The following is a 21,682-nucleotide window of genomic DNA, read 5'->3' on the forward strand; positions in this document are numbered from 1 at the left end:
GGGGGAGGCGGGGAGGCGGCGCAGGGGCTCCACCCGCCGAAGCGGATGGAGCCCCTGCCGGCCTGCGGATCGGGTCAGCCCCGGCCGTTGCCGCCGCCCTTGACGGGCGTCGCCTGGAACGCCTTCTCGATCTCCTGCGAGAACGTGTTGCCCGCGGCATCCGTCGCCGTCACCCGCAGGTCGACCCAGCCGCCCTTGTCGGACACCGGGATCTGAGCGGCGTAGCCGCTGACCCACGCGCGAGAGGTCACGAAGATGTCGCCGTCGCCCTCGACCGGGCCGGTCGGGGCGTCCGTGGTGGCCGGCGCGAGGGGAACCGGCACCCACTCGCCTCCGGCGGTACGGGCCTCGAGCGTGGCGGCGGTGATGGCTCCCGCGGGTGCCGTGCCGGCGACGTGGCCCAGTTCGAGACCGAGCGGGATGCTGGAGCCCTTGCGTCGCCTCTCACCCACCAGGTTCTCGTCATTGACCTCGACGTCGTAGAACGCCTGGATCATCGGCAGGAGCCGGTTCTCCCAGTCGCCGAGCTGCCCGGCCGAGCGGAAGGTCCACTCACTGACGGTCTTGGTGGATCCCGCGAGGTGTGCGCCGTCGTGCGTCGCGGTGCTCACGACGCGCCAGTCCTGCTCGCCGTCGGGAAGCGCATCGATCATGGCGCCCTGCCCTCGGGTCTGCTTGACCAGCTCGCCGTCGAGATAGATGTCGGTCAGCTGCTCGACGGTGGAGGGTTCCATCCAGGTGTCGAACGCTCCGGTGTGATCGGCGCTGCCGCCGTCCGCCCAGCTCGGAACGTTGATCTGGGCGTAGTCCGACACTCGGTACGGCACCCAATAGCCGAGCCCGACGTAGGGACGCACGATCCCGCCGAAGTATTCGGCTTCGAGATGCTCGCCCGGCTCGTAGGTGCGGAGGATGTCGCGCATCTCCCATCGGACCGCTTCGACGCCCACGCCCTGGTTCCACCGCAGATCCTCGGTGTTCACCCACTCCTCGCGCGTCACGCCCCGCTCGGCGATCATGAAGTAGCCCGCCCCGTACTCCGCACCCGGTACGAAGTCGTACCGGAACTCGCCCAGCGGCTCGGTCTGACCGTGATAGGTGGTGTCGATGCGGGTGAGGTCCTGCGGCGCATACGCGAGGTCATCCGGGATCTCGCCGGCGCTGTAGCGGGCGATGTCGTACACCACGTCCGCGTACTCGTCGCCGATGGCCGTGACTGTCACCTTCTTCTTCGCGATGTCGGCGCGCAGCTGGCGACCCTCGACTCCGCTGATCGCGGCAACCGGGATCGGTGCGTTCGACTCGAAGTCGTCGGAGCCCACCCACGTGCTGAGCTCGCCGTCGGCGTCGTTGGCGAGGATGAGGAGCCTCGCGCCCGCTGCGCCCGCGTTGGCGGCGGCCTGGCCGGGCGTGACCGCGTCCGAGCGGGTCACGACGGCGACCCTTCCGGCGACGTCCACCGCCGCGAACTCCTCAGCGCTGCCCTGTCCGGCGTCGACGGCCACGGCCTTGATCTGCCCGGTGAGGTACTTCGACCCGACCTGGAGCACGATGTCGAGCGGCTTCTTGCCGGCCGCGACCGTCAGCATCGGCTCCCACAAGCGCCAGCGCGTGGTGAAGTCGAACTCGGCGTCGTCGACCTTCATGGGCTGAGCCCACAGCTCGTCGACGAGCACGGGCACCATCGCGCTCGCGGTGAAATCGTCCGCCTGGAAGTCCATGCGGGCGAAGGACTGCTCGAGGTCGTCACGGCCGACGTCGACCGTCACCTCCTCGGCCGCGCGGGCATCGAGTGCGACCGTCGAGTCCTGTGCCAGCGAGAGCTTGGGGTCACCCGTCAGCACCATCGCGACCGTGTCGGGCGTCCGGTTGACCTCCATGTAAGACATGACCGAGTAGTCGCCCTTCCGCAGGCGCAGCGTCGTCTCGCCCTCGACCAGCACCGGCTCGGCCCACTGGGCGGCGGCATCCCACAGCATCGCGTACGCGTTCACCGGGTTGCCCTCGAAATCCGTCGCCGTGATGGTGAGGTCGTAGCGCTCGGCCTCGGCGATCGTGCCGAGTGCCGTGCGCGTGACGGCCACGCCGTCCACCGACCCGACGAGCGCGCCCGACAGCTGCGTGCCTGCGGGGACCTTGGCGGGGTCCACGGTCATGGTGACCGTGGCGGTGCGGCCGGCGGGAATGGTCAGCGACTCGGCGTCCAGTGTCAGCGCCTCGCTCACGACGGCCGACAGCGGGCCCGGCCCCTCACCGGAGCCCGGCGTGGTGTCGGTGAGCGTCGCGGTGAGCGCGACCGTGAGCTCGGCATCCGTGCGGTTGGTGTATTCGACGGTGCGCTGCACCGGGGTCGGCTCCTCGCCCCACATCAGCATGCCGAAATCGCCGGAACCGGATGCCACGACCGGAGCCTCGATCGCAGCGTCCACGTCGATGACCCCGGTGCCGCCCTGGTACGAGGTGTAGCCCAGGTCCGTGGCGGTGCTCGCCAGTGCGGCCTTGAGCTGCTCGGTCGTGTAGTCCGGGTTCGCGCTGAGGAGGATCGCCGCGGCACCCGCGACGTGCGGCGTCGCCATCGACGTGCCGCTCATCGCGATGTAGGCGCCTTCGCCGCCGCTGTCCGCCGAACGCGCAGCCGTGACGTCATTGCCGGGGCCGGTCACATCGGGCTTCAGCGCGCCGGAGCGCGACAGCGGACCCTGGCTGGTGAAGTACGACAGTGCACCGGACGGGTCATCCACCGAACCGACCGTGAAGGCCTGCGCGGCCGATCCCGGGGCGCCGATCGACTCGGGCGAACCGGCGTTCCCGGCCGCCACGACGAACAGCGAGCCGGTGGACTCGGCGATCTGGTTCAGCGACTCGGCCATGAGGTCCTTGCCGTCGGAGGGCGACATCGACCCGAGGCTCATCGACACGATCGGCGCGTTCTGGCCCGCCCACTCCATGGCGTCGATGATCCAGGAGTCCTGACCGTAGCCGTCCGCCCCCAGTACCTTGCCTATGAGCAGGTCGGCGCCGTCGGCCACGCCACGATGGGTGCCGTCCGAGGCGGCGCCGGTGCCCGCGACGGTCGAGGCGACGTGCGTGCCATGACCGTTGGGGTCGTCGGCGACCTCCTCCCCAGGAACGAAGCTCTGCGAGCCTTCGAGGATGCGACCCTGCAGATCGGGGTGGGTGTCGTCGTATCCGGTGTCGAGCACCGCGACCGTCACGCCGTCACCGGTGTAGCCGTCTGCCCACGCCTCGGGGGCGTCGATGTACCCGACGCTCCCGTCGAGTGAGGCCTTCACCTTGCCGTCGAGGTGGATCGCCTCGATGCCGTCCGCGAGGGAAGGGCTGGCAGAGAACGCACGGGCACTCGGAGCAGTCAGCGCGTCCCAGGCGGCCGCGGCTTCGGCGTGGCCGAGGGTCGCGGCGGCACCGCCGATGCTCGGCAGTTCGGCTCGCACCTCAAGACCCGGTGCCGGTGCCGAGAAGCCACGAGCGGTGGCGGCACCCTGTTCCAGAATGATCGGCGTCGCGTCGACCGAGGCGTCGTCGTAGCCGAACTCGATGAGCAGCGAGACGTTGAAGAGGTCGTGGTCCAGCGCGCCCGAGGTGAGGTACGGCAGTGCCGCGTCGGGCACGACGTGCAGCTCGTCGCCCACTTGGTACGTCCGGACGCCGGCGCCAGGTGTGACTGTCGCGACGTCGACGGTGTGCGTGCCGTCGGACAGGTCGGTCACGGTAACGCGGTCGCCGGTGATCAGCGTGACGGAGTGGGAACTGCCGGCGACCGCCGCGGCGACAGCGGGGGGACCGTCGACATCGGAGACGGCGGTCGCCGGCAGGGTGGCGAGGCCGATGCCTGCGATGCCGATCGCCAGACCGCTCGTGGCGGCGACGATCGGGCGCACGCGGCGGCCGATGGGCTGGAGTCGTGACATGCGTGAGCCTCTCTGGGGGTAGGGGTCGATATCGAGCATCGCCCTCTGCGGGCCTAGAGTGGTGGCGGAGAAATGCCATGGCCACCATCCGCCACGGTCGGCAGGCGACGATGGACGCATGGGGAAGGTCACCGTGCTCGAAGCACTCGGACTCGATGAGGCGCACACCGCCGTCTACCGGCGCGTGCTGCAGCAGCCGTCCGCCTCGACGGTCGAGATCGCCGGCAGCCTCAGCATGTCGCTGCCACGCGTGCAGCCGATCGTCGACGAGCTCGAGCGTCTCGGATTGCTCGCACGTCAGGCCGCGAGCAGCGATCGCTTCACAGCATCCCCACCCAACATCGCCCTGCGCCCCTTGCTTCTCGAGCGCGAGCGCGGCATCAGCCGCGCGCACGAGGCTCTCCTCGAGCTGAACGACCTGTACCGCCGCTCGACAGAGCAGCGCAGCGTCGCCGACGTGGTCGACGTGGTCATCGGCGACGACGCCGTCCGGCAACGCGTCGCCCAGCTTCAGGCGGCCTCGACCGCGCAGGTGCGGGTGCTGGTGCTGAACGAGATCGCGCTGCTCAGCGGCGAGGAGAACATCGAGGAGGATCGGGCTCTCGCGCGCGGCGTGCGCTACCGCGTGATCGTCGAGAGCGCGGTGCTCGAACGCCCCGGCTTCCTGGCCGCGGCGCGCGACATGTCGCAGATCGGCGAGGAGATCCGCGTCCTTCCCACCCTCCCGACCCGCATGTTCATCGCCGACGATCAGATGGCGCTCGTGCCGATGCACACTCAGGGCGAGGACGACGGGTTCGGCGCGCTCCTCATCCACCCCAGCGGCCTGCTCGATCTCGTCGTCTCGATCTTCGAGGAGTACTGGCGCGCCGCGACGGAATTCCTGCCGGTGGCCGCCGCCCACGTCGCCGAGGACGTCGACCGCGATCTGCTGCACCTTCTTCTCATGGGGGTGACGGATGCCGCGGCGGCGGGGCAGCTGGGAATCTCGTTGCGCACGGTCCAGCGCCGGGTCGCCGACCTCATGGACGTCGCGGGTGTGACCACGCGCATGCAGCTCGGAGCCGAGGCCGTGCGCAGGGAGTGGGTCTGACCCGCACCGGCGACGCGGTCAGTCCCGGGCGCGCGGAACGAAACGCGGCACCCATCGCACGAACGCGAGGGCGCCGACCAATCCGATCGCCCCCGTGACGCCGCTCGCGACCGCGAGCGTCGCGGTCGCGGCGATGGCCGAGACGAGCAGCGGCGCCACCGCGCCGCCCGCGTCGGTGAGGGTGCGCCACGAGCCGAGGAAGGGCGCCGGGTCGGCCTTGGGCGCGACGTCGGCTCCGAGGGTCAGCAGGATGCCGCTGGAGAGCCCGTTGCCGACGCCGAGCACGGCGGCGAACATCGCGAACCACATGGCGGCCTGATCGGTGTCGTGGGTGAACGACAGCGCGATGAATCCGGTGCCCATCAGCAGCATCGCGGGCAGCGCCGCCCACAACCGGCCGAAGCGATCCATGACCTGGCCGCTCGCGTAGAACAACGCGAAGTCGATCGCTCCCGAGATGCCGACCACGAGTGCGATCGTCTGCGCGTCGAGACCGATCGAGACGCCCCACAGCGGCAGGACGACCTGGCGCGCCGAGCGGACGGCGGAGAGGGATGCTGCGGCCAGACCGAGCCGTGAGAGGACTTCGCGGTGGCGCCACATGGTCCGGAACACACCGGTGCGCGGCGCACGGCTCGACGCAACCGGGATCGTGCCGGTGACCGGCTCGCCGGTGTCTTCGGTGAGGGCCGCGTCGTCGGCATCCCGTGTCGCGGCCGGCGGCAGGAAGTGCGTCTCGGGGTCGGGGCCGAGCAGCACGAGCAGGATCGTGGCGACGAGGCAGACCCCGAAGAACCAGATCGTGACGTGCTCGTCGCCGAAGACGGCGATGAGCGCGGCGGCGACGAAGGGGCCGACGAACATGCCGAGACGGAAGGTTCCGCCCAGCAGCGACAGTGCCCGTGCGCGGAATGCCAACGGCACTCGCGTCGTCATGAAGGAGTGACGTGCCAGCCCGAACGCCGCGGCACAGAACCCGATGAGGAACACCGCGACGGCGAACAACCCGAGCGAGGGTGCGAGGGCCATTCCGAGGATGCCCGCGAGCGAGACGACACCGGCGATCGCCATCGTGAGCCGCTCGCCGATGCGTGCCACCGCCCAGCCGGCCGGGATGTTGCCGCACAGCTGGCCCACCACCAGTGCCGAGGCGACCAGCGCCGCCACGGCGACGTCGGCACCCAGGTCGGCCGCGATCACGGGGATGATGGGCAGCACCGCCCCCTCGCCGAGCGCGAAGAGGACGGTCGGCCCGTACACCATCGGCCCGAACCGCCAGAGCACGTCACGTGCGGTGGGGGAGTCCGGGCGGTCGGCCATGTCCAACCACGTTAGTCTGGAGTGTCATGCTCGACTTCGATCCTTCCGCCGACATCCAGGCGCTGCGTTCCACGTTCTCCGACATCAAGTCCGTGGTCGACGTCGACGCACTCACCACCGAGATCGCGCGTCTGAGCGAGGAGGCCGGCGCTCCCAACCTCTGGGACGACGTCGACAAGGCTCAGAAGGTCACCAGCGCCCTCAGTCACCGCCAGACCGAGCTCAAGCGCATCACCGATGTCGAGCAGCGCCTCGACGATCTCGACGTGCTCGTCGAGCTCGCCAACGAGATGGACGACGAGGACTCCGCCGAAGAGGCCCGCCACGAGATCGCCGAGCTCGAAGACATCATCGGTCAGCTCGAGGTGCAGACCCTCCTGGACGGCGAGTACGACGATCGTGCGGCCGTCGTCACGATCCGCTCCGGTGCCGGCGGAGATGACGCGACCGACTTCGCCGAGATGCTCATGCGCATGTACCTGCGCTGGGCCGAGCGCCACAAGTACCCGGTGAAAGTCCTCGACACGTCCTTCGCGGAGGGCGCCGGAATCAAGTCCGCGACGTTCGAGGTCGACGCGCCCTATGCGTACGGCACGCTGTCCGTCGAGGCCGGAACGCACCGTCTCGCGCGCATCAGCCCGTTCGGCTCGGCGGACAAGCGTCAGACGAGCTTCGCCGCCGTCGAGGTCATCCCCGTGATGGAAGAGGCCGTCGAGGTCGACATCCCCGAGGGCGACCTGCGCGTCGACGTCTTCCGTTCCTCCGGTCCCGGCGGCCAGTCTGTCAACACGACGGACTCGGCTGTGCGCCTCACGCACCTTCCGACCGGCATCGTCGTGTCGATGCAGAACGAGAAGTCGCAGATCCAGAACCGCGCAGCGGCCATGCGTGTTCTGCAGACCCGCCTCCTCCTGCTCAAGAAGGAAGAAGAGGCCGCCAAGAAGAAGGAGCTCGCCGGGGTCATCACCGCGAGCTGGGGCGACCAGATGCGTTCGTACTTCCTCTACGGCCAGCAGCTCGTGAAGGACCTGCGCACCGGCTACGAGGTCGGCAATCCCGCGGTCGTCTTCGACGGTGATCTCGACGGCTTGATCGCCGCGGGCATCCGCTGGCGCAAGCGCAAGACGGACGACTGACCCGGATGCCGCGGCACCGGGTGTCGCAGGCGGGTCGGGCGGGGCATCCGCATAGGCTCGATAGGCCATGATCCGGTTCGAGAACGTCACGAAACGCTTTCGCGGCACCGCGAAGCCTGCCCTGAGCAACGTCGACTTCGAGGTGCAGCGCGGTGAGTTCGTGTTCCTCGTCGGAGCCTCCGGCTCGGGCAAGTCCTCCTGCCTGCGTCTGATCCTGCGGGAGGAGACCCCGTCGGAGGGGCGCGTCATCGTGCTCGGGCGCGACCTGCGCACGCTGTCGAACCGCAAGGTGCCCTACTTCCGCCGTCACGTCGGCGCCGTCTTCCAGGACTTCCGGCTGCTGCCGACCAAGACGGTCTTTCAGAACGTGGCGTTCACGTTGCAGGTGATCGGCTCGTCGAGGGCGTTCATCCAGCAGGCGGTCCCCGAGGTGCTTGCGCTCGTGGGCCTCGCCGGTAAAGAGAAGCGCTTCCCGCACGAGCTGTCCGGCGGTGAGCAACAGCGTGTCGCGATCGCCCGCGCGCTGGCGAACCGGCCGCAGGTGCTGCTCGCCGACGAGCCGACCGGAAACCTCGACCCGGGTACCTCGGTCGACATCATGCAGCTGCTCGCGCGGATCAACGCCGGTGGCACGACCGTCGTGATGGCGACGCACGAGGCCGGTTTCGTCGACCAGATGCAGCGGCGCGTCATCGAGCTGAGCTACGGCGAGATGGTGCGCGACGAGCGACACGGCGGCTACGGCGACACCTCGGGCCTGCCGAGCCTCGCACCCGAGCCCGAACGCGGTGCCGCCGCCGTGGCCGCGCTGACGGCCGTGCTCGAGGTGCAGCGCGAAGCAGCCCTGGCGGCCGCAGCGGGCCTTGACCCCACGGTCGTCGATGCCGACGACGACGACATGACGGATGCCGCGGCCCTCGCCGCAGCGCCGCGCACAAGCGCACCCGAGCCCCGCGTCGCTCCGGAACGGCCGACGCCCGAGCCAGCGGGCCCCGCCGAGGCCGTTGAGCCTGTGCCGCCTGCGCCGGTGGAATCCGTTCCAGCGTCGGGATCGGAAGACGAGCGGATTCCCACGCCGCCTCAGGTCGAGGCATCCGTCCCGCCCACGCAGACGTCCAGTCACACCCAGCCGATCCCGGTCGCCGACCTCGCCGAGATCGACGTCGCCGAACTCGGGCTCGCCGACCGGCTGGGCCTGGGCGAGACCGATCCTGACGACGAAGTGGGGCCCACGTCATGAGGTTCGGTCTGATCATGTCCGAGGCCTTCACGGGGCTGCGGCGCAACCTCTCGATGGTCGTGTCGGTCGTGCTCGTGACGTTCGTATCGCTCACGTTCGTGGGCGCCGCGATCCTCATGCAGATGCAGATCGGCAAGATGCAGGACTACTGGGCCGATCGCGCCCAGGTGCAGATCTTCATGTGCACCTCGATCTCGCAGACCGACACGTGCGCGGCGGGCGTCGCGACCGAGGAGCAGGTGACCGCGGTGCGTGAGCAGCTCGAGGGGGAGGCGCTGTCGCCGCTGATCCGCGACCTGCGCTTCGAGAGCAGCCAGGAGGCCTACGAGAACGTCGTCGAGCTGCTCGGCGAGGACTACGCAAGCGTCATCACGCCCGACCAGATGAACCAGACGTTCTGGATCAACCTCGTCGATCATCGCCAGTCCGACGTCATCAGTGAAGCGTTCACAGGGATGCAGGGCGTCGAAGAGGTCAAGGACGAACTGCAGTACCTGGAACCGCTGTTCTCGGCACTCACGATCGCGACGTACATCGCGGTCGGCATCGCCGCGCTCATGCTCGTCGCCGCGGTGCTGCTAATCGCCACGACCATCCGGCTGTCGGCCTACGCGCGCCGGCGAGAGCTCGGCATCATGCGCCTGGTGGGCGCGTCCAACCGCTTCATCCAGACGCCGTTCATCCTCGAGGGCGTGTTCGCGGCGTTGATCGGGTCTCTGCTGGCCAGCGCGGCGGTCATCGCCGGCGTGCACTTCGGTGTCGATCAGTACCTGCGCAACCGTGTCGAGTTCGTGACCACGTGGGTCGGCATGGGGGAGGCGTGGCTCGTCGTTCCCGCCATCATCCTCGTGGGTGTCGCGCTGGCGGCGCTGTCGGCGGGCTTCGCGATCCGGCGCTGGCTGCGCGCGTGACGCGTGGCGCACGTGGCGAGGTAGACTGACAGGCTGCCGCGCGACGGGTGCGGTCCGGATCGAGGAGCAGTCATGCCCAAGGAACGCGGTGAGAAGGTCGTCGCGACCAATCGTCGCGCGCGTCACGAGTACGCCATCGAGAAGACGTACGAGGCCGGCCTCGTGCTCACGGGCACCGAGGTGAAGTCGCTGCGCGAGGGCCGCGCCAACCTCAGCGACGGCTACGCCTACATCGACGGCGGCGAAGCGTTCCTCGACGCGGTGCACATCCCGGAGTACTCCCAGGGCCATTGGACCAACCACTCCGCCAAGCGCACGCGCAAGCTGCTGCTGCACAAGGACGAGATCATCAAGCTCTCGCACGCGGTGTCGGCCGGCGGCTACACGCTCGTGCCGTTGAAGCTGTACTTCTCGGACGGTCGGGCGAAGGTCGAGATCGCCGTGGCGAAGGGCAAGCGAGAGTTCGAGAAGCGGCAGACGATCCGCGAGCGCGAAGACAAGCGCGAGGCCGAGCGCGCCATGCGTTCGCGCAACCGCCTGGGCGAGTAGCGCGACGTCTCAGCGGGCGCTGAACCGGGCCTCGACGGCCGCCGAGACGACGATGTCTTCCGGCTGCAGCTGCACAGCCGGTCCCGAGCCGGCATCCGCGGCGAACGACGCCTTGGCCATGAGTCCGCGAGGCGCGGGACCCGACTCCGGCCGGTCCTGACGTGACAGCAGACCGACGTCGGCGATCTCGAGAGGCGTGACGTTCTCCAGGCGCAATGCGTTCGCATACGCGGTCGCGCGGGTCACCGCCACGCCGACGGCCTCGGTGGCGACGTCGCGTTCAGTGACCGCACGCGTCTCGGGCGTGAGCTGCCACTCGATCCAGCCCAGCTGCACGCCCTCGCGCTCGGCGACGTCACCGGCCCACCAGGACAGGACCGCGAAATCCGTGAACGTCGCCGAGAAGTCCACACTCGCGTAGTGCACCGGCGCGAGGCGCTTGCCCTCGTTGTTCCACGGGCGCTCGGACCACACCGAGACCCGCTGGCTCGTCCACTCGACGACCGTGCCGGCGGACTTGCGGGAGGCGAGATCGTCTCGGACAGGCTCGGTGAGGGCGGCCATGCGCTCGACGACGGCGCCGCGCTCGGGACCCTCCGTCTTGATGGTGAGGTGCGCGATCGCGCGCTCGGGGGCGACACGGGTCTCGTGCTCGCCGCGGACCGTGATGACGACGTCGTTCATGACGCCGACTCTACGCGGGCGGGACGCGGTCGATGCGAAGCGGAATGGTGGGGCCGAGGCATCCGTTATAGACTGATGTGCTCGGATGCCACGGCGTCCGGTTTGGAAACTCCACAGTGTGACAGCGGCCCCTTCGCAAGAAGGAACCTTCCTCCAACGAGGATCACGGGGATGATCGGTTTCGACATCGCCTGCGAATCTGCGTGCAGCGGGCCGAGGATGCAGGGTTATCTCGTGAACGCTCCCTGCAAAACAATAACTGCCGAAAAGAAGCAGTCCGCGTTCGCCCTCGCTGCCTGAGCAGCGAGCCCGACGCCGTCAATCCGTGACTGATCCCGTCACGGGTATTGGCGTCATTTAGGGATCTTGCTGTGTGACGTCGCCTGAGCGTCACACGGGACTTTCTTCAGGCTGGGCTTGTCGACTTAGGTGTCTGTGACAAAGGTCGGAGCCGAGTAGAACGCTTTCACAGACTGCGCCCGGAGAAACCGCAGTTACTCAGCGATGGACGGGGGTTCGATTCCCCCCATCTCCACCAACCGCTGTCACAGAACGAGGCCCCGAGATCTGCGTGACAACGCAGGGCTCGGGGCCTTGTTCTTTGTCGAGGTGCGCTAGCCTAATGGTGAGCGAGCGAACCGTGTCAAAGCCTCCGCAACCGCGCGACATCGTCACCGCATCGGACTTGAGGCCGAGTAGGCCATGGACGGCTTTCACGTACCGCCGGATTGACCGGTCTCGGGCATGCTCGCTTCAGTGCGAATGACAAACGCACCCTCCGGGCATCCTGAAGGGGGCGGGCTCACCGGGCACCGAGGGCGTGCGTCCCTCGGTGGACCTGGCCGCGGCTGGCAAGCTCTCGCGTGAGGACGTCTAATGATCGATTCGGTCGGGACGTCGTCGTTCCAGGAGGAACTCGTTGATGCGGAATCCCGCGCTCGCGTAAAGCGAGACGGCCGCCTCATTCGCGCTGACAGTGACTCGATCGATCCCTTCAGCGTCGGCTACCTCGAGGAGCGAAGAAACGAGGGAGTACGCGATACCAGTGCGTCGAAACGCCGGCACGACGAAGACGCTCTGGATGTCTCCCGTCTTGCGGACTGGCTGGTCGATGTTCGGCACCCGGTCGAACACGACGAGCCATGCCATCCCGACGAGCAGGCCTTGGTAGTCCGCCACGCGGGTTATGAGCGACGCCCCCTGCGATTCCATCCATGTCGCAAGAGTCTGAGCAAACCTGCGACGCTGTTCCGGCGTCGCAGGTTCGGGAAGCCCTGCCCACTGCTCCTTGAGTTCGGCCAGTGCCAAGCCATCCTTCGCCGTCGCAGGCCTCACCCGAACGTCCGACACACTAGGAGCCTGACGACGTTCGGCCAGTGGCACAAGGGACCGGCATCCGCACGGCCAGCACTATGCTCTCGAGTCGTGGGTCACATCCTGATCACGGGCATGTCTGGCGTTGGAAAGTCATCGGTGCTGAACGAACTCTCGTCGCGGCCATCGAACCGTCGACGCCTGCTCGAGGATGCAGCGAAGTCGGGCTCCCGGGTGGATCACGAGCGCCTAGGGAGCTTGGCCGCATTCGTCACCCGTGCCGACGGCATGGATGCGCTTGACACTGAAGAGTCGGCATCTGTGTGGGGAACCACCGATGCGAATTGTGTCAACGCGGGCATATACCCCACCGAGCAAGCGGAGGGCGGATGCAACGGCGCTCCGCCTCCATCAAGCTTGGCGTCACTGGAGCAGTACTCTGCGTTGCCGCGATAGGAATACTGATCGCTTTGTGGTTGGGGGCTGCAGGACAAATCCAGTGGAGCCCATCCGGGTCTCTGTGGGCATTCAGCCATGAAGACCTGCCGGAGAGCGGCAAGAAAGCCTGAACCTGCTGAACGCATGTCGCAGGTCCGCCTGATAGCACGCCGGCGCGCTACCGACGGCGCGCTCGTCACGCGAAGATTGCGGCGCCGCCGGACTTTCCACAGCGCCGATCGCGGGCGCCCGCTCATGGATCGAGCTTCGTGCGCCCCTTTGCGGAGCTCCACATTGCAGGACAGAATGTCACCGTGCGTTACATCGGTCCCGCGATCGTCCTGGGTCTCGCTTCAGCGGGTTCCCTCGCTGCGATCTGGCTTGCAGCTGGGGCGCTCTCCCTTGGAAGGACCGGGCCAACGCTTCTCCTCGCGGTCGCCCTGACGATCGCCTCCTTCGTCATGGCTGCGTGGGCTGTCGGCAGGATACGTCTGACTCGAGCGATAACACCCGAGGCGACCATCTCGCCACCTGACGAATCCAGATAGCAACCTCGCCCGCCGGTCCGCCGTCGGCGGGCCGGCGGGCGCTCATCGTGCAACGAGCGTCAGCGCAGGGCGGCGAAGAACTCACGGAGGTCGCCGCACAGTGCCGCGGGTACCTCCATCGCGGCGAAGTGACCGCCCACCTCATGCTCCGCCCAGAACACGATGTTGTCGTTGTCGCGCTCGGCGAACGCGCGGATCGTGCGGAAGTCGTTCGCGAACACCGAGACCCCCGTCGGGGTGTGGTTGACCGGCGCCGGCTGGCCGTGCTGCGCCACACGGGCGTCCTGGAAGTACTGGCGGGCAGCCGATCCCGAGGTGTTCGTGAACCAGTAGACCGAGGCGTTCGCGAGCACCTGCTCGGTCGTGAGCAGGTTTCCGTCGCCGAAGCCGACGATCAGTTCATTCCATGCGAGCAGTCCGACCGGTGAGTCGGCGAGTGCGTGCGCGATCGTCTGGGGCCGGGTCGACTGCATCGCCGAGAACCCGGCACGGGCCTGGAAGTTCGCGAGGATCGCGAGCGCTTCGTGGTCCTTCGGGGTCAGGCGTTCGAACTCGGCCGGGTCGCCTGAGGGGAACGAGAAGAGCTGCAGCACATGCGTTCCGACGAGCCCCTGGGGCGCGAGTAGCCCGAGCTCGCGCCCGATGAGCGAGCCGCCGTCGCCGCCATGCGCCCCGTACCGCTCGTAGCCGAGGCGCGTCATCAGCGTGTCCCACGTGGCGGCGATCTTGGCCGAAGACCATCCGCCCGAGGTGAGCGGTGAGCTGAAGCCGTACCCGGGCACCGAGGGGATCACGACGTGGAACGCGTCTTCGGACCGCCCGCCGTGCGCGACCGGGTCGAGGAGAAGGTCGATGAGGTCGATGTACTCGAGGAACGATCCGGGCCAGCCGTGGCTGAGCACGATCGGCAGAGCGTCGGGCTCTGCCGAACGGACGTGGAAGAAGTGGATGCGCTGCCCGTCGATCTCGGTGACGAACTGCGGGTACGCGTTGATCTTCGACTCGACGGCGCGCCAGTCGAAGTCGTCTCGCCACTGCTCGGCCATCTGCTGCACCCAGGACGTGGGTGCACCGTACGACCAGTCGTCGCCGGGCGCCGGCGGCGCGAAACGGGCGTTCGCGAGCCGCGCGCGCAGATCGGCGAGCTCGGCCTCGGGGACCTCGACGCGGAACGGGCGGATCGAGGCATCCGTCTCTTCCGTTGCGTGGGCGTCGAGGGCGGTGGTGGACAGGACCGGTGTGATGGTTTCGCTCATGATCCGACGGTAGAAACGAATCCGGAGAGGATGCTTCCTGTTTCGCATGGCATGCTCGAGAAATGCCCACGACCGCCGTGCGCCTGCTGGCCCTGCTGTCGCTCATGCAGGCGCGGCCCACCTGGACCGGCCCCGAGCTCGCCGAACGTCTCGGCGTCTCGGACCGCACGATCCGCACCGACGTCGATCGACTGCGCGAGCTCGGCTATCCGGTCGCCACCGACCGCGGCGTCCACGGCGGCTATCGCCTCGAAGCGGGGGCGCGGATGCCGCCGCTGCTGCTCGACGACGACGAGACGACCGCGATCGCGATCAGCCTCTCCACGCTGGGGCCGCAGCTGATCGCGGGCATCGATGAGAGCGCGGCGCGCGCGCTCGCAAAGCTCGAGCAGGTCATCCCGTCGCGGCTCCGGCAGCAGGTGGCGGCGTTGCGGGATGCTACCGAGACGCCGCAGACGCCGGCGCGTGCGCGCCGGGACGAGACGCCTGTCGCGCCCCAGGTGCTCGCCGCGCTCGCGACCGCGATCCAGGAATCCGAGTGGTGCCGCTTCGATTACGTCAAGGCCGCCACGGGCCACGCGCCGGGAGCGTCGGAGAAGCGTCGCGTCGAGCCTTGCCGCCTGGTCGCGTGGAACGGCCGCTGGTATCTCGTCGCCTACGACCTCGACCGAGATGACTGGCGCACGTTCCGTGTGGACCGCATGGCACTCGGGGCGCGCACCTACCGCCGCTTCGACGCCCGGACGCTGCCGACGGATGCCTCGACGCTGGTGCTGCGCGGCGTCGCGGGCGCCAGCTGGCGCGCCCACGCGCGCGTCATCGTCCAAGCCCCCGCCGCCGAGGTGCTGGCTCGGATCGACGCGACCGTGGGCACCGTGGAACTGCTCGATGAGTCGACCTCGGCGCTGGTCACCGGGGCCGACAGCCTCGAGCGCATCGCGGCCTACCTCGGCATGCTCGGGCTCGACTTCACTGTCGACCGGCCGGCGGAGCTCAGGACGCACCTGCGCGCCCTCGGGCAGCGCTACCTCGCTGCGGCCGATCCCGGCGTGGCCCCGGCCACCTGGTCGACGACGACGCGCCGCACCGACTTCTGAGCTGGCCACAGGTTCGTGCGGCGTCCCTCATGCCCGTCTCCACGTGCCCGCGTGCCACCAACCCGCTGCCGTTCGACTACCTTCGAGGCGTCAAGTCCCGCGACTCAGCCGAAAATCGGCACGGTGAGCGACCGGCATCCGAGCGAACTCGAGTAGTTTCAACGTATGGCGAGAAAGCTTGGGCTGATGTTCAGCGGCGCGGTCCTCATCATGATCTTCCTGGTCTGGATGCTCTTCAAAGGCACCGACGTCGTACGATCCTGGATAGAAGCAAACCAGGTGCTGGGTCTGGTCGCATGGGGAGCTGCCTGGCTTTGTCTGCTCGGTGGCGCCGCCCTCGTGGTGCGCGCCCTATTCCCCCAGCGCAGGGAGCCGGTAGCCGAGGGCGAGTAGTAGCGAAGTTCCGCTGGTTCCCGTCGTGCTTCTGTCGACCGTCGTCCCGACCCTATCCGCTCGCTGAAGGGTCCGAGGTGAACGGTGGGAAGAGTCGTTGAGGTCCGTCAGGCGTTGAGTTCCAGCCATTTCCCTTCGGAGACCACTCGCACCTCGCCTTCTTGTATCGCGAGCGCCGTGTGGTCGTCGATCGCGAAGGAGTGTCCCTCGATCTCCGCCGCCCAGCGTGCGGCGCTGTCGGAGGAGTTGGAGTCCCAGCCGGGGTAGTCCAGGTGCGGGAAGATCGAGAAGTCCACCAGGCCGAGTGCCTCATCACTGCCCTCGACATCCCATTCGACGAACTGTTTGCCGATGCGTGGCGTCATGACCATGCTGCCCGCACTCACCCCGACCCACACGGTATCCGCAAGCGAGGGCAGCAGGTCCGCCAGCCCCGACTCGCGCATCCAACGGCTGAGATAGATGGCCTCGCCACCGTCCACCAGCAGGGCGTCAGCAGCGGCCACCCACGACTCCCAGCGTTCCCGTCCGATGGTCGGCAGGGCGCTCAACTCGAGAACCCCGACCGATCTCCAGCCGAGCTCCGTCAAACCTTGCTGATCTGGCCATCGCCCGGCTGTCGACATCCACACTGTCTGCGGAGAGCACATCGGGTGTCCCCATTGCGCCGTGGGAATGAGGAGCGCGTGGCATTCTTCGATCGGTTTGCCGAGCAGCTCGACGAGTGCTGAGCGGATTGAGGAGTTGGTGACGCCTCCCGACGTCAGCAGCATCTTCACGATCGAGTCCTCCGTGCTGAACTCGTCGTAGTCCACACCACCACCGGATACGGGCGCAAGTGGTTCACGGACTTCGGAATGGCAATGCTCGGATCTGCTGAGAGGCGCTCTTCCCTGTGCTCACGGAACGTTCCCGGCGGCGACGTCAGCCCTCGGTCCAGAGGTCGTCGATGGGGATCTCTCGCTGAAGGATGCGGGACGCGGCGCGGTGACCCGAGAGCATCGCCGCAGGCACGGTCGCGGGATCGTCGGTCCAGGTGGCCTCTCCGGCGATGTGCAGCACGCCCCCGACCGGGTTCGCGAGGTCGTCGTGATCGCTGGTGTTCGAACCCACCGTCATGTACGCGTACGAACCCCGGGCGAAGGGATCGTCCTGCCACGCCGTCACGTGCACCTGTGTCGGCTGCTCCACCCGGGCGCCGTACAGCCGCCGCAGCTGCGCCAGGGCCGACTCTGCGATGCGATCGTCCGACCAGCCGCGAGTCTGTACGGCCGCCTCTCCGGAGAGGAACGTCAGGAGTGTCGGGGTGCCGTGCAGCCGCGTGAGGTCGTACCAGGAGTGCCACCAGCTTCCCTCGGGGCCCTGCTGCCGGATCGCGTAGACGCCGTCGTCCCAGAACTTGGTGGGGAACCGCAGCACAACCTTCTCAAAGGCGTTCATCTTGAGTCGACGCAGCGCACTCGCCTGAGGCTCGGGCAAGGCGGGCTCGATCGCGAAATCCTCGGACCGCAGGACGCCGACCGGAACTGTCACGACCACATCATCGGAGGTGGCCGTCGTGCTGCCACTCGAGACCGTGGCACCGTGCGCGGACCAGGCCACGCGCGAGACGACGTGCCCGAGCCGGATGTCGAGACCCGTTGCCAACCGTGCGGCGAGTTCGTCGTAGCCGTCGGGGAAGACGACCTCGTCACCGTCGATGGAGTCGTCGTCGAGGCCGTGTGCAGCCAGCTGGTCGCGCTGAACCCCGTATTGCTCCTCGGCCCGGTGTTCGAGGAACTCGCGGACCCGCAGCGCCCGCTCGTGGTCCCAGCGCTGGGCATCCAGCGCCGTCTCGGTCACGTCCCGGTACGAGGCATCTGCCTTCGAGTCCGCGATCACCCGGGCGAGCGCGACGTCGATGGCGTCGAGGTCGTCGACGAAGCGTCGGACGGCGGCATCCGAGAGCCGTTCTCCCGACGGTCCGTAGTAGGCGATCGGGCGGCTCGCAGGCTGGTAGCCGCCGACCGTGAACTCCATCATCGGCATCCCGAAGGCCGCCGCCGCGGCGGCAACGGGGCTGCCGGTCACGCCATGGATCCACGAGGCGCCCAGATCGGTGATGAGCCCGTGCGAGCGATCCGTGAGCACCCGTCCGCCGATGCGCTCTCGCGCCTCGAGCACGACGACATTCCGGCCGGAGCGGGCCAGGAGCCGTGCGGTGGTGAGACCGGCGATACCCGCGCCGATCACGATCGTGTCGAAATGATCCACACCGACCTCCTCTTCAGCGCGGCGCGCCGGTGGCGTCGACGCTATCGGCCTCTCGGCGATTCCGTGCGAGCGGGGAGTTGATAGCGGAGGTACCCGCTGCGGCTCGCGACGCCCGAGCGGCGAGGTCTGCGAACGTCGCGCTGAGCTCCGGCGGCTCGACGACGTCGATCTCGGCGTCGAAGCGCGCCAGAAGGGCGGCCAGCGCCGGCCACGACCACGCTCCGGTCTCGAACAAGCAGGAGTCGGCGTCGATCGGGGTGACGACACCGTCGCCCGCGAACGGAAGGACTCTCGCGGCCGCGGCGTGCACGACCACGGTCGCCCGGCAGGGCCAGGCATCGGCATCCGTCGCCCCTCGGAATCGGGCGCGCAGAAACCGGTGCGGGTCGCCGCCGGGCACTGTGCGCGGAGCGAAGCGTGCGCCGCGGTGTGACCGCAGACGCATGCGGTCGACGCGGTAGACGCGCCAGTCCTCGCGTTCCGTGTCCCAGCCGACGACGTACCACCGGCCCCTGGTCGCCACGAGATGGTGCGGCTGCGTGCGCCGAGGCGCGGTGACCTCCCCGGCCGCGGCCTCGAACTCTTCGCCTACCCGGGCGTAGTCGAACCGGAGCTCTTCGCGGGCGTGGATGCCCGCCGAGATCCCTTCGAGAACCGCGGCGTCGACCGGTTCGCGATCCTCGGCTGCGGCAGTGAAGTCGATCGCGTCGTACCGATGACGCAACCGCGCCGGCATCACCTGTCTCACCGTTGCCAGCGCACGCAGCGCGGCCTCTTCGATTCCGGCCGACGACAACGCCGCCGCACGAAGCGCCACGGTCACCGCGACCGCCTGCTCGTCGTCGAACAGCAGGGGCGGCAGCTCACTCCCTGCCTCGAGCCGGTAGCCGCCGTCGGGACCCATCGTCGCCTCGACCCGGTATCCGAGTTCGCGCAGCCGATCGACGTCACGGCGCACGGTGCGCGGACTCACCCCGAGGCGATCCGCGAGACGTGCGCCCGGCCAGTCGCGCCGCGTCTGCAGCAGCGACAGGAGGGTCAGCATACGAGAAGACGCCGTGGGCATGAATCGATGATGCCTCGGGTAGAGGACACATCCTGGCCGCCACCTTCCGAATCATCGATGACGTGGCCGCCATCCGGAGGCCCGTAGACACAGACAGGACGAGTTCCATGACCATCGCAGTGACTCCCCACCTCAACTTCCGCGGCGCAGCACGGGAAGCCCTCGAGTTCTACCGCACCGTCTTCGACGGCGAGCTAGCGATCATCAGCTACGCCGATATGGGCACGGCCGACGCCGACACCGCCGCCCTGGTGGTGTGGGGTCAGGTGTCGGCTGAGAACGGGTTCCGCATCATGGCGTACGACGTGTATCCGCACCTCCCGTGGGATCAGGGGCACGACCCCTTCTTCGTCTCGGTGCGGGGGACGGATGCCGCCGAGCTGACGCGCTACTGGAAGAAGCTGAGCGACGGGGCCACGGTGCGTCAGCCGCTCGACGCGTCGCCGTGGGCACCGCTGTACGGGCAGCTCACCGATCGCTTCGGCGTCACATGGGTGCTCGACATCGCGGCGACGCACCCCGCCGGCTGACGGGTTCACGCGGGGCCTGGCCGTCGCCGGGCCCCGCGCTCACGACACTCGCAGGCGCGGTCGACCCGCAACGGCCGCGATGATCCCCAGCACGGCCAGCGCGAGCGGCACCCACAGCGCGGCGCGGTACGCGCCCAATGGCTCGCTGCCGGCGTTCACGGCGATGGTGAGCACGGCACTCGTGACGGCGAGGCCGATCGCAGCGCCGAACTGGAAGAAGGTGTACAGAATGCCGCTGGTCAGTCCCTGATCGCGATCCGCGATGCCGTCGGTGGCGGCAATCGTGAGCGGTCCATAGGCGAACGTGAACGCGAGGCCCAGCGCAAGGAAGCTCGGGAACATCAGGGCATAGGTCCAATCGGGCCCCACCGGGAGGAACAGCAGGTACGACAGGGCCGCGAACATCAGTCCGCCGATCGCCACCGGCCACGTGCCGAACCGAGCGACAAGCCGCGGCGTGACGGTCGGCGCGAGGATCGCATCGATCGCCATCACGACCATTGCCAATGCGGTTTGCAACGCGGTCCAACCCCGCAGCTCCTGCAGATACAGCACGACGACGAATTGAAAGCCCATGAAGCCGGCGGCCAGGGAACCTGCGCCGAGGTAGGCGCGCAACAGGGCGCGTGAGCGAAGGAAGGCGGATGGGATGATCGGCGCGGCCGCCGTGCGCTGGCGCACTCCGAAGGCGACGAGTGCGATGATCGCGCCCACCGCCGCGGCGATCACAATGGGCCACGCGCCATGGGAAGCCTGCTCGACGGCCAGCACCGTCATCACGATGCCCGCGGTGAGCGCCACCGCCCCGATGGCGTCGAAAGGACTCCGATCGCGCTCGGCGGTGTCGCGCGGGATGAGCGTGAGCGCACCGACGAGGATGAGCGCCCCCAGCACGACAGGTGCGAAGAAGACCCACCGCCACCCGATCGCTGTGAGAAGGCCGCCCGCGACGAGGCCGAGGGAGAAGCCGGCGGCGCCGATTCCCGCATAGATGAGCACGGCACGATTGCGGGCCGATCCTTCGGCGAATCCAGTCGTGATGATCGAGAGACCCGCGGGCATCATGAACGCGGCCGCGATACCCGTCGCGAACCGCGCAACGACGAGCATCCAGCCGTCTTCTGCGAATCCGCCGGTCATCGAGAAGACGATGAAGACGCTCAGAGCGATCAGGAACACCCGCCGCCGGCCGAATCGGTCGCCGACGCGGCCACCGAGGATCATGAACCCGCCGTACGCAACGACGTAGCCGCTGAGGATCCACTGCAGCTGAGTGGTCTCCAGCCCGAGATCGGCGCGGATGACCGGCAGCGCCACGTTGAACATCGCGATGTCGATGCCCTCGAGGAACGCCGCGCCGCACAGGGTGATCAGCAGCAGGATCCCGCTGCCGCGCAGCTGAATGCCCGTCGAGCCGGCTTCGGTGGTCGTAGTCACAGTGCTCCTCAGGTGGTCGGTTACTTCTTGTGCCTGACAGCATCGTGCGTCATCATGGGCGCATGACGGAAGTACGCACTTCGGAGTACGTCGGTTCCTGCGAAGTCACCGATATGCCGAACGACCCGTTCCAGTGGGATGCGCGAGAAGACTGCGAAGTCCGCCAGATCCTCGATCGGATCGCCGACAAGTGGTCGCTGCTGGTCATGGCGCTGCTCGAGAACGGCACGCTTCGGTTCACGGAGCTGCTGCGCCTCGTCGACGGAGTGAGTCAAAGAATGCTCACTGTCACACTCCGGCAACTGGAGCGCGACGGGCTGGTGTCACGCACCGTGCACCCGGTCGTCCCTCCCCGTGTCGACTACTCGCTCACGGACCTCGGTCGTAGTCTCAACGCGACAGTCCTCGCCCTCGTGACCTGGACCGAGTCGCACCAATCCGACATCGCCGTCGCGCGCGCCCGGTACGACGAGTCTGCCGCGAGCTGA

At 68.3% G+C, this 21,682-nt stretch carries 18 protein-coding genes and 1 other RNA gene; 10 read left to right on the forward strand and 9 right to left on the reverse strand.

The features are described 5' to 3' along the window. Window positions 1-74 precede the first annotated feature (74 nt). Entirely contained in the window at window positions 75-3,929 is a 3,855-nt protein-coding gene (locus ACLKM7_RS09545) for a S8 family serine peptidase (protein WP_436446965.1), read from the reverse strand. A gap of 118 nt (window positions 3,930-4,047) precedes the next feature. On the opposite strand from ACLKM7_RS09545, the gene ACLKM7_RS09550 reads away from it, so the two are divergent. Further along, window positions 4,048-5,022, forward strand: a complete 975-nt coding sequence (locus ACLKM7_RS09550) for a transcriptional regulator TrmB (protein ID WP_436446966.1) — start codon at window positions 4,048-4,050, stop codon at window positions 5,020-5,022. An 18-nt stretch (window positions 5,023-5,040) separates the two neighbouring features. On the opposite strand, the gene ACLKM7_RS09555 is transcribed toward ACLKM7_RS09550, so the two are convergent. Further along, window positions 5,041-6,342: an MFS transporter gene (locus tag ACLKM7_RS09555; RefSeq protein ID WP_436446967.1), complete on the reverse strand. Its 1,302-nt coding sequence runs from the start codon at window positions 6,340-6,342 to the stop codon at window positions 5,041-5,043. Window positions 6,343-6,368: 26 nt separating this feature from the next. Here ACLKM7_RS09555 and prfB point away from each other — a divergent pair, with 26 nt between their 5' ends. The 4 genes from prfB (at window position 6,369) to smpB (ending at window position 10,178) form a co-directional block, all read left to right on the forward strand. Further along, window positions 6,369-7,478 carry a peptide chain release factor 2 gene (gene prfB, locus ACLKM7_RS09560; protein WP_436446968.1) on the forward strand — a complete coding sequence of 370 codons (1,110 nt, stop codon included), beginning with the start codon at window positions 6,369-6,371 and terminating at the stop codon, window positions 7,476-7,478. 67 nt (window positions 7,479-7,545) lie between these two features. Beyond that, window positions 7,546-8,718: a cell division ATP-binding protein FtsE gene (gene ftsE, locus ACLKM7_RS09565; RefSeq protein ID WP_436446969.1), complete on the forward strand. Its 1,173-nt coding sequence runs from the start codon at window positions 7,546-7,548 to the stop codon at window positions 8,716-8,718. Further along, window positions 8,715-9,629, forward strand: coding sequence for a permease-like cell division protein FtsX (gene ftsX, locus ACLKM7_RS09570; protein ID WP_168914244.1), 915 nt, complete (start codon window positions 8,715-8,717; stop codon window positions 9,627-9,629). Before ftsE ends, ftsX begins: the two co-directional genes overlap by 4 nt. Window positions 9,630-9,701: 72 nt before the next feature. After that, window positions 9,702-10,178 (forward strand): SsrA-binding protein SmpB, encoded by a 477-nt coding sequence (gene smpB, locus ACLKM7_RS09575; protein ID WP_168914243.1) that lies wholly within the window; start codon window positions 9,702-9,704, stop codon window positions 10,176-10,178. Window positions 10,179-10,187: 9 nt separating this feature from the next. Here smpB and ACLKM7_RS09580 read toward each other — a convergent pair whose 3' ends face one another. After that, a complete protein-coding gene (locus ACLKM7_RS09580) occupies window positions 10,188-10,862 on the reverse strand; it encodes an SIMPL domain-containing protein (protein WP_436446970.1) in 675 nt (224 codons plus the stop codon). Between the two features lie 167 nt (window positions 10,863-11,029). Here ACLKM7_RS09580 and ssrA point away from each other — a divergent pair. After that, window positions 11,030-11,400, forward strand: a transfer-messenger RNA (tmRNA) gene (ssrA, locus tag ACLKM7_RS09585). A gap of 335 nt (window positions 11,401-11,735) precedes the next feature. On the opposite strand, the gene ACLKM7_RS09590 is transcribed toward ssrA, so the two are convergent. Both ACLKM7_RS09590 and ACLKM7_RS09595 read right to left on the reverse strand, forming a co-directional pair. Beyond that, the gene (locus ACLKM7_RS09590; RefSeq protein ID WP_436446971.1) at window positions 11,736-12,170 is read right to left on the reverse strand and encodes an N-acetyltransferase family protein; all 435 of its coding nucleotides are present in this window, start codon (window positions 12,168-12,170) and stop codon (window positions 11,736-11,738) included. 1,051 nt (window positions 12,171-13,221) lie between these two features. After that, complete coding sequence (locus ACLKM7_RS09595) at window positions 13,222-14,418, reverse strand: epoxide hydrolase family protein (RefSeq protein WP_436446972.1); 1,197 nt, start codon at window positions 14,416-14,418, stop codon at window positions 13,222-13,224. A 62-nt stretch (window positions 14,419-14,480) separates the two neighbouring features. Between ACLKM7_RS09595 and ACLKM7_RS09600 the strand changes: the two genes are divergently transcribed. Together ACLKM7_RS09600 and ACLKM7_RS09605 are read left to right on the forward strand one after the other, a co-directional pair. Continuing rightward, entirely contained in the window at window positions 14,481-15,515 is a 1,035-nt protein-coding gene (locus ACLKM7_RS09600; RefSeq protein WP_436446973.1) for a helix-turn-helix transcriptional regulator, read from the forward strand. 165 nt (window positions 15,516-15,680) lie between these two features. Then, window positions 15,681-15,908, forward strand: coding sequence for a hypothetical protein (locus ACLKM7_RS09605; RefSeq protein ID WP_436446974.1), 228 nt, complete (start codon window positions 15,681-15,683; stop codon window positions 15,906-15,908). A 107-nt stretch (window positions 15,909-16,015) separates the two neighbouring features. Here the strand turns inward: ACLKM7_RS09605 and ACLKM7_RS09610 are convergent, their stop codons facing one another. The 3 genes from ACLKM7_RS09610 to ACLKM7_RS09620 form a co-directional block, all read right to left on the reverse strand. Then, window positions 16,016-16,687, reverse strand: coding sequence for a Type 1 glutamine amidotransferase-like domain-containing protein (locus ACLKM7_RS09610; protein WP_436447223.1), 672 nt, complete (start codon window positions 16,685-16,687; stop codon window positions 16,016-16,018). 145 nt (window positions 16,688-16,832) lie between these two features. Then, window positions 16,833-18,161, reverse strand: a complete 1,329-nt coding sequence (locus ACLKM7_RS09615) for a flavin monoamine oxidase family protein (RefSeq protein WP_436446975.1) — start codon at window positions 18,159-18,161, stop codon at window positions 16,833-16,835. Window positions 18,162-18,174: 13 nt separating this feature from the next. Continuing rightward, window positions 18,175-19,227, reverse strand: coding sequence for a helix-turn-helix transcriptional regulator (locus ACLKM7_RS09620; protein WP_436446976.1), 1,053 nt, complete (start codon window positions 19,225-19,227; stop codon window positions 18,175-18,177). 107 nt (window positions 19,228-19,334) lie between these two features. Between ACLKM7_RS09620 and ACLKM7_RS09625 the strand changes: the two genes are divergently transcribed. Next, a complete protein-coding gene (locus ACLKM7_RS09625; RefSeq protein WP_436446977.1) occupies window positions 19,335-19,757 on the forward strand; it encodes a VOC family protein in 423 nt (140 codons plus the stop codon). A gap of 39 nt (window positions 19,758-19,796) precedes the next feature. Here the strand turns inward: ACLKM7_RS09625 and ACLKM7_RS09630 are convergent, their stop codons facing one another. After that, complete coding sequence (locus tag ACLKM7_RS09630) at window positions 19,797-21,194, reverse strand: MFS transporter (RefSeq protein WP_436446978.1); 1,398 nt, start codon at window positions 21,192-21,194, stop codon at window positions 19,797-19,799. Between the two features lie 62 nt (window positions 21,195-21,256). Here ACLKM7_RS09630 and ACLKM7_RS09635 point away from each other — a divergent pair, with 62 nt between their 5' ends. After that, complete coding sequence (locus ACLKM7_RS09635; RefSeq protein ID WP_168914227.1) at window positions 21,257-21,682, forward strand: winged helix-turn-helix transcriptional regulator; 426 nt, start codon at window positions 21,257-21,259, stop codon at window positions 21,680-21,682.

Source organism: Microbacterium sp. I2 (assembly GCF_051364985.1).
Lineage (GTDB): Bacteria > Actinomycetota > Actinomycetes > Actinomycetales > Microbacteriaceae > Microbacterium.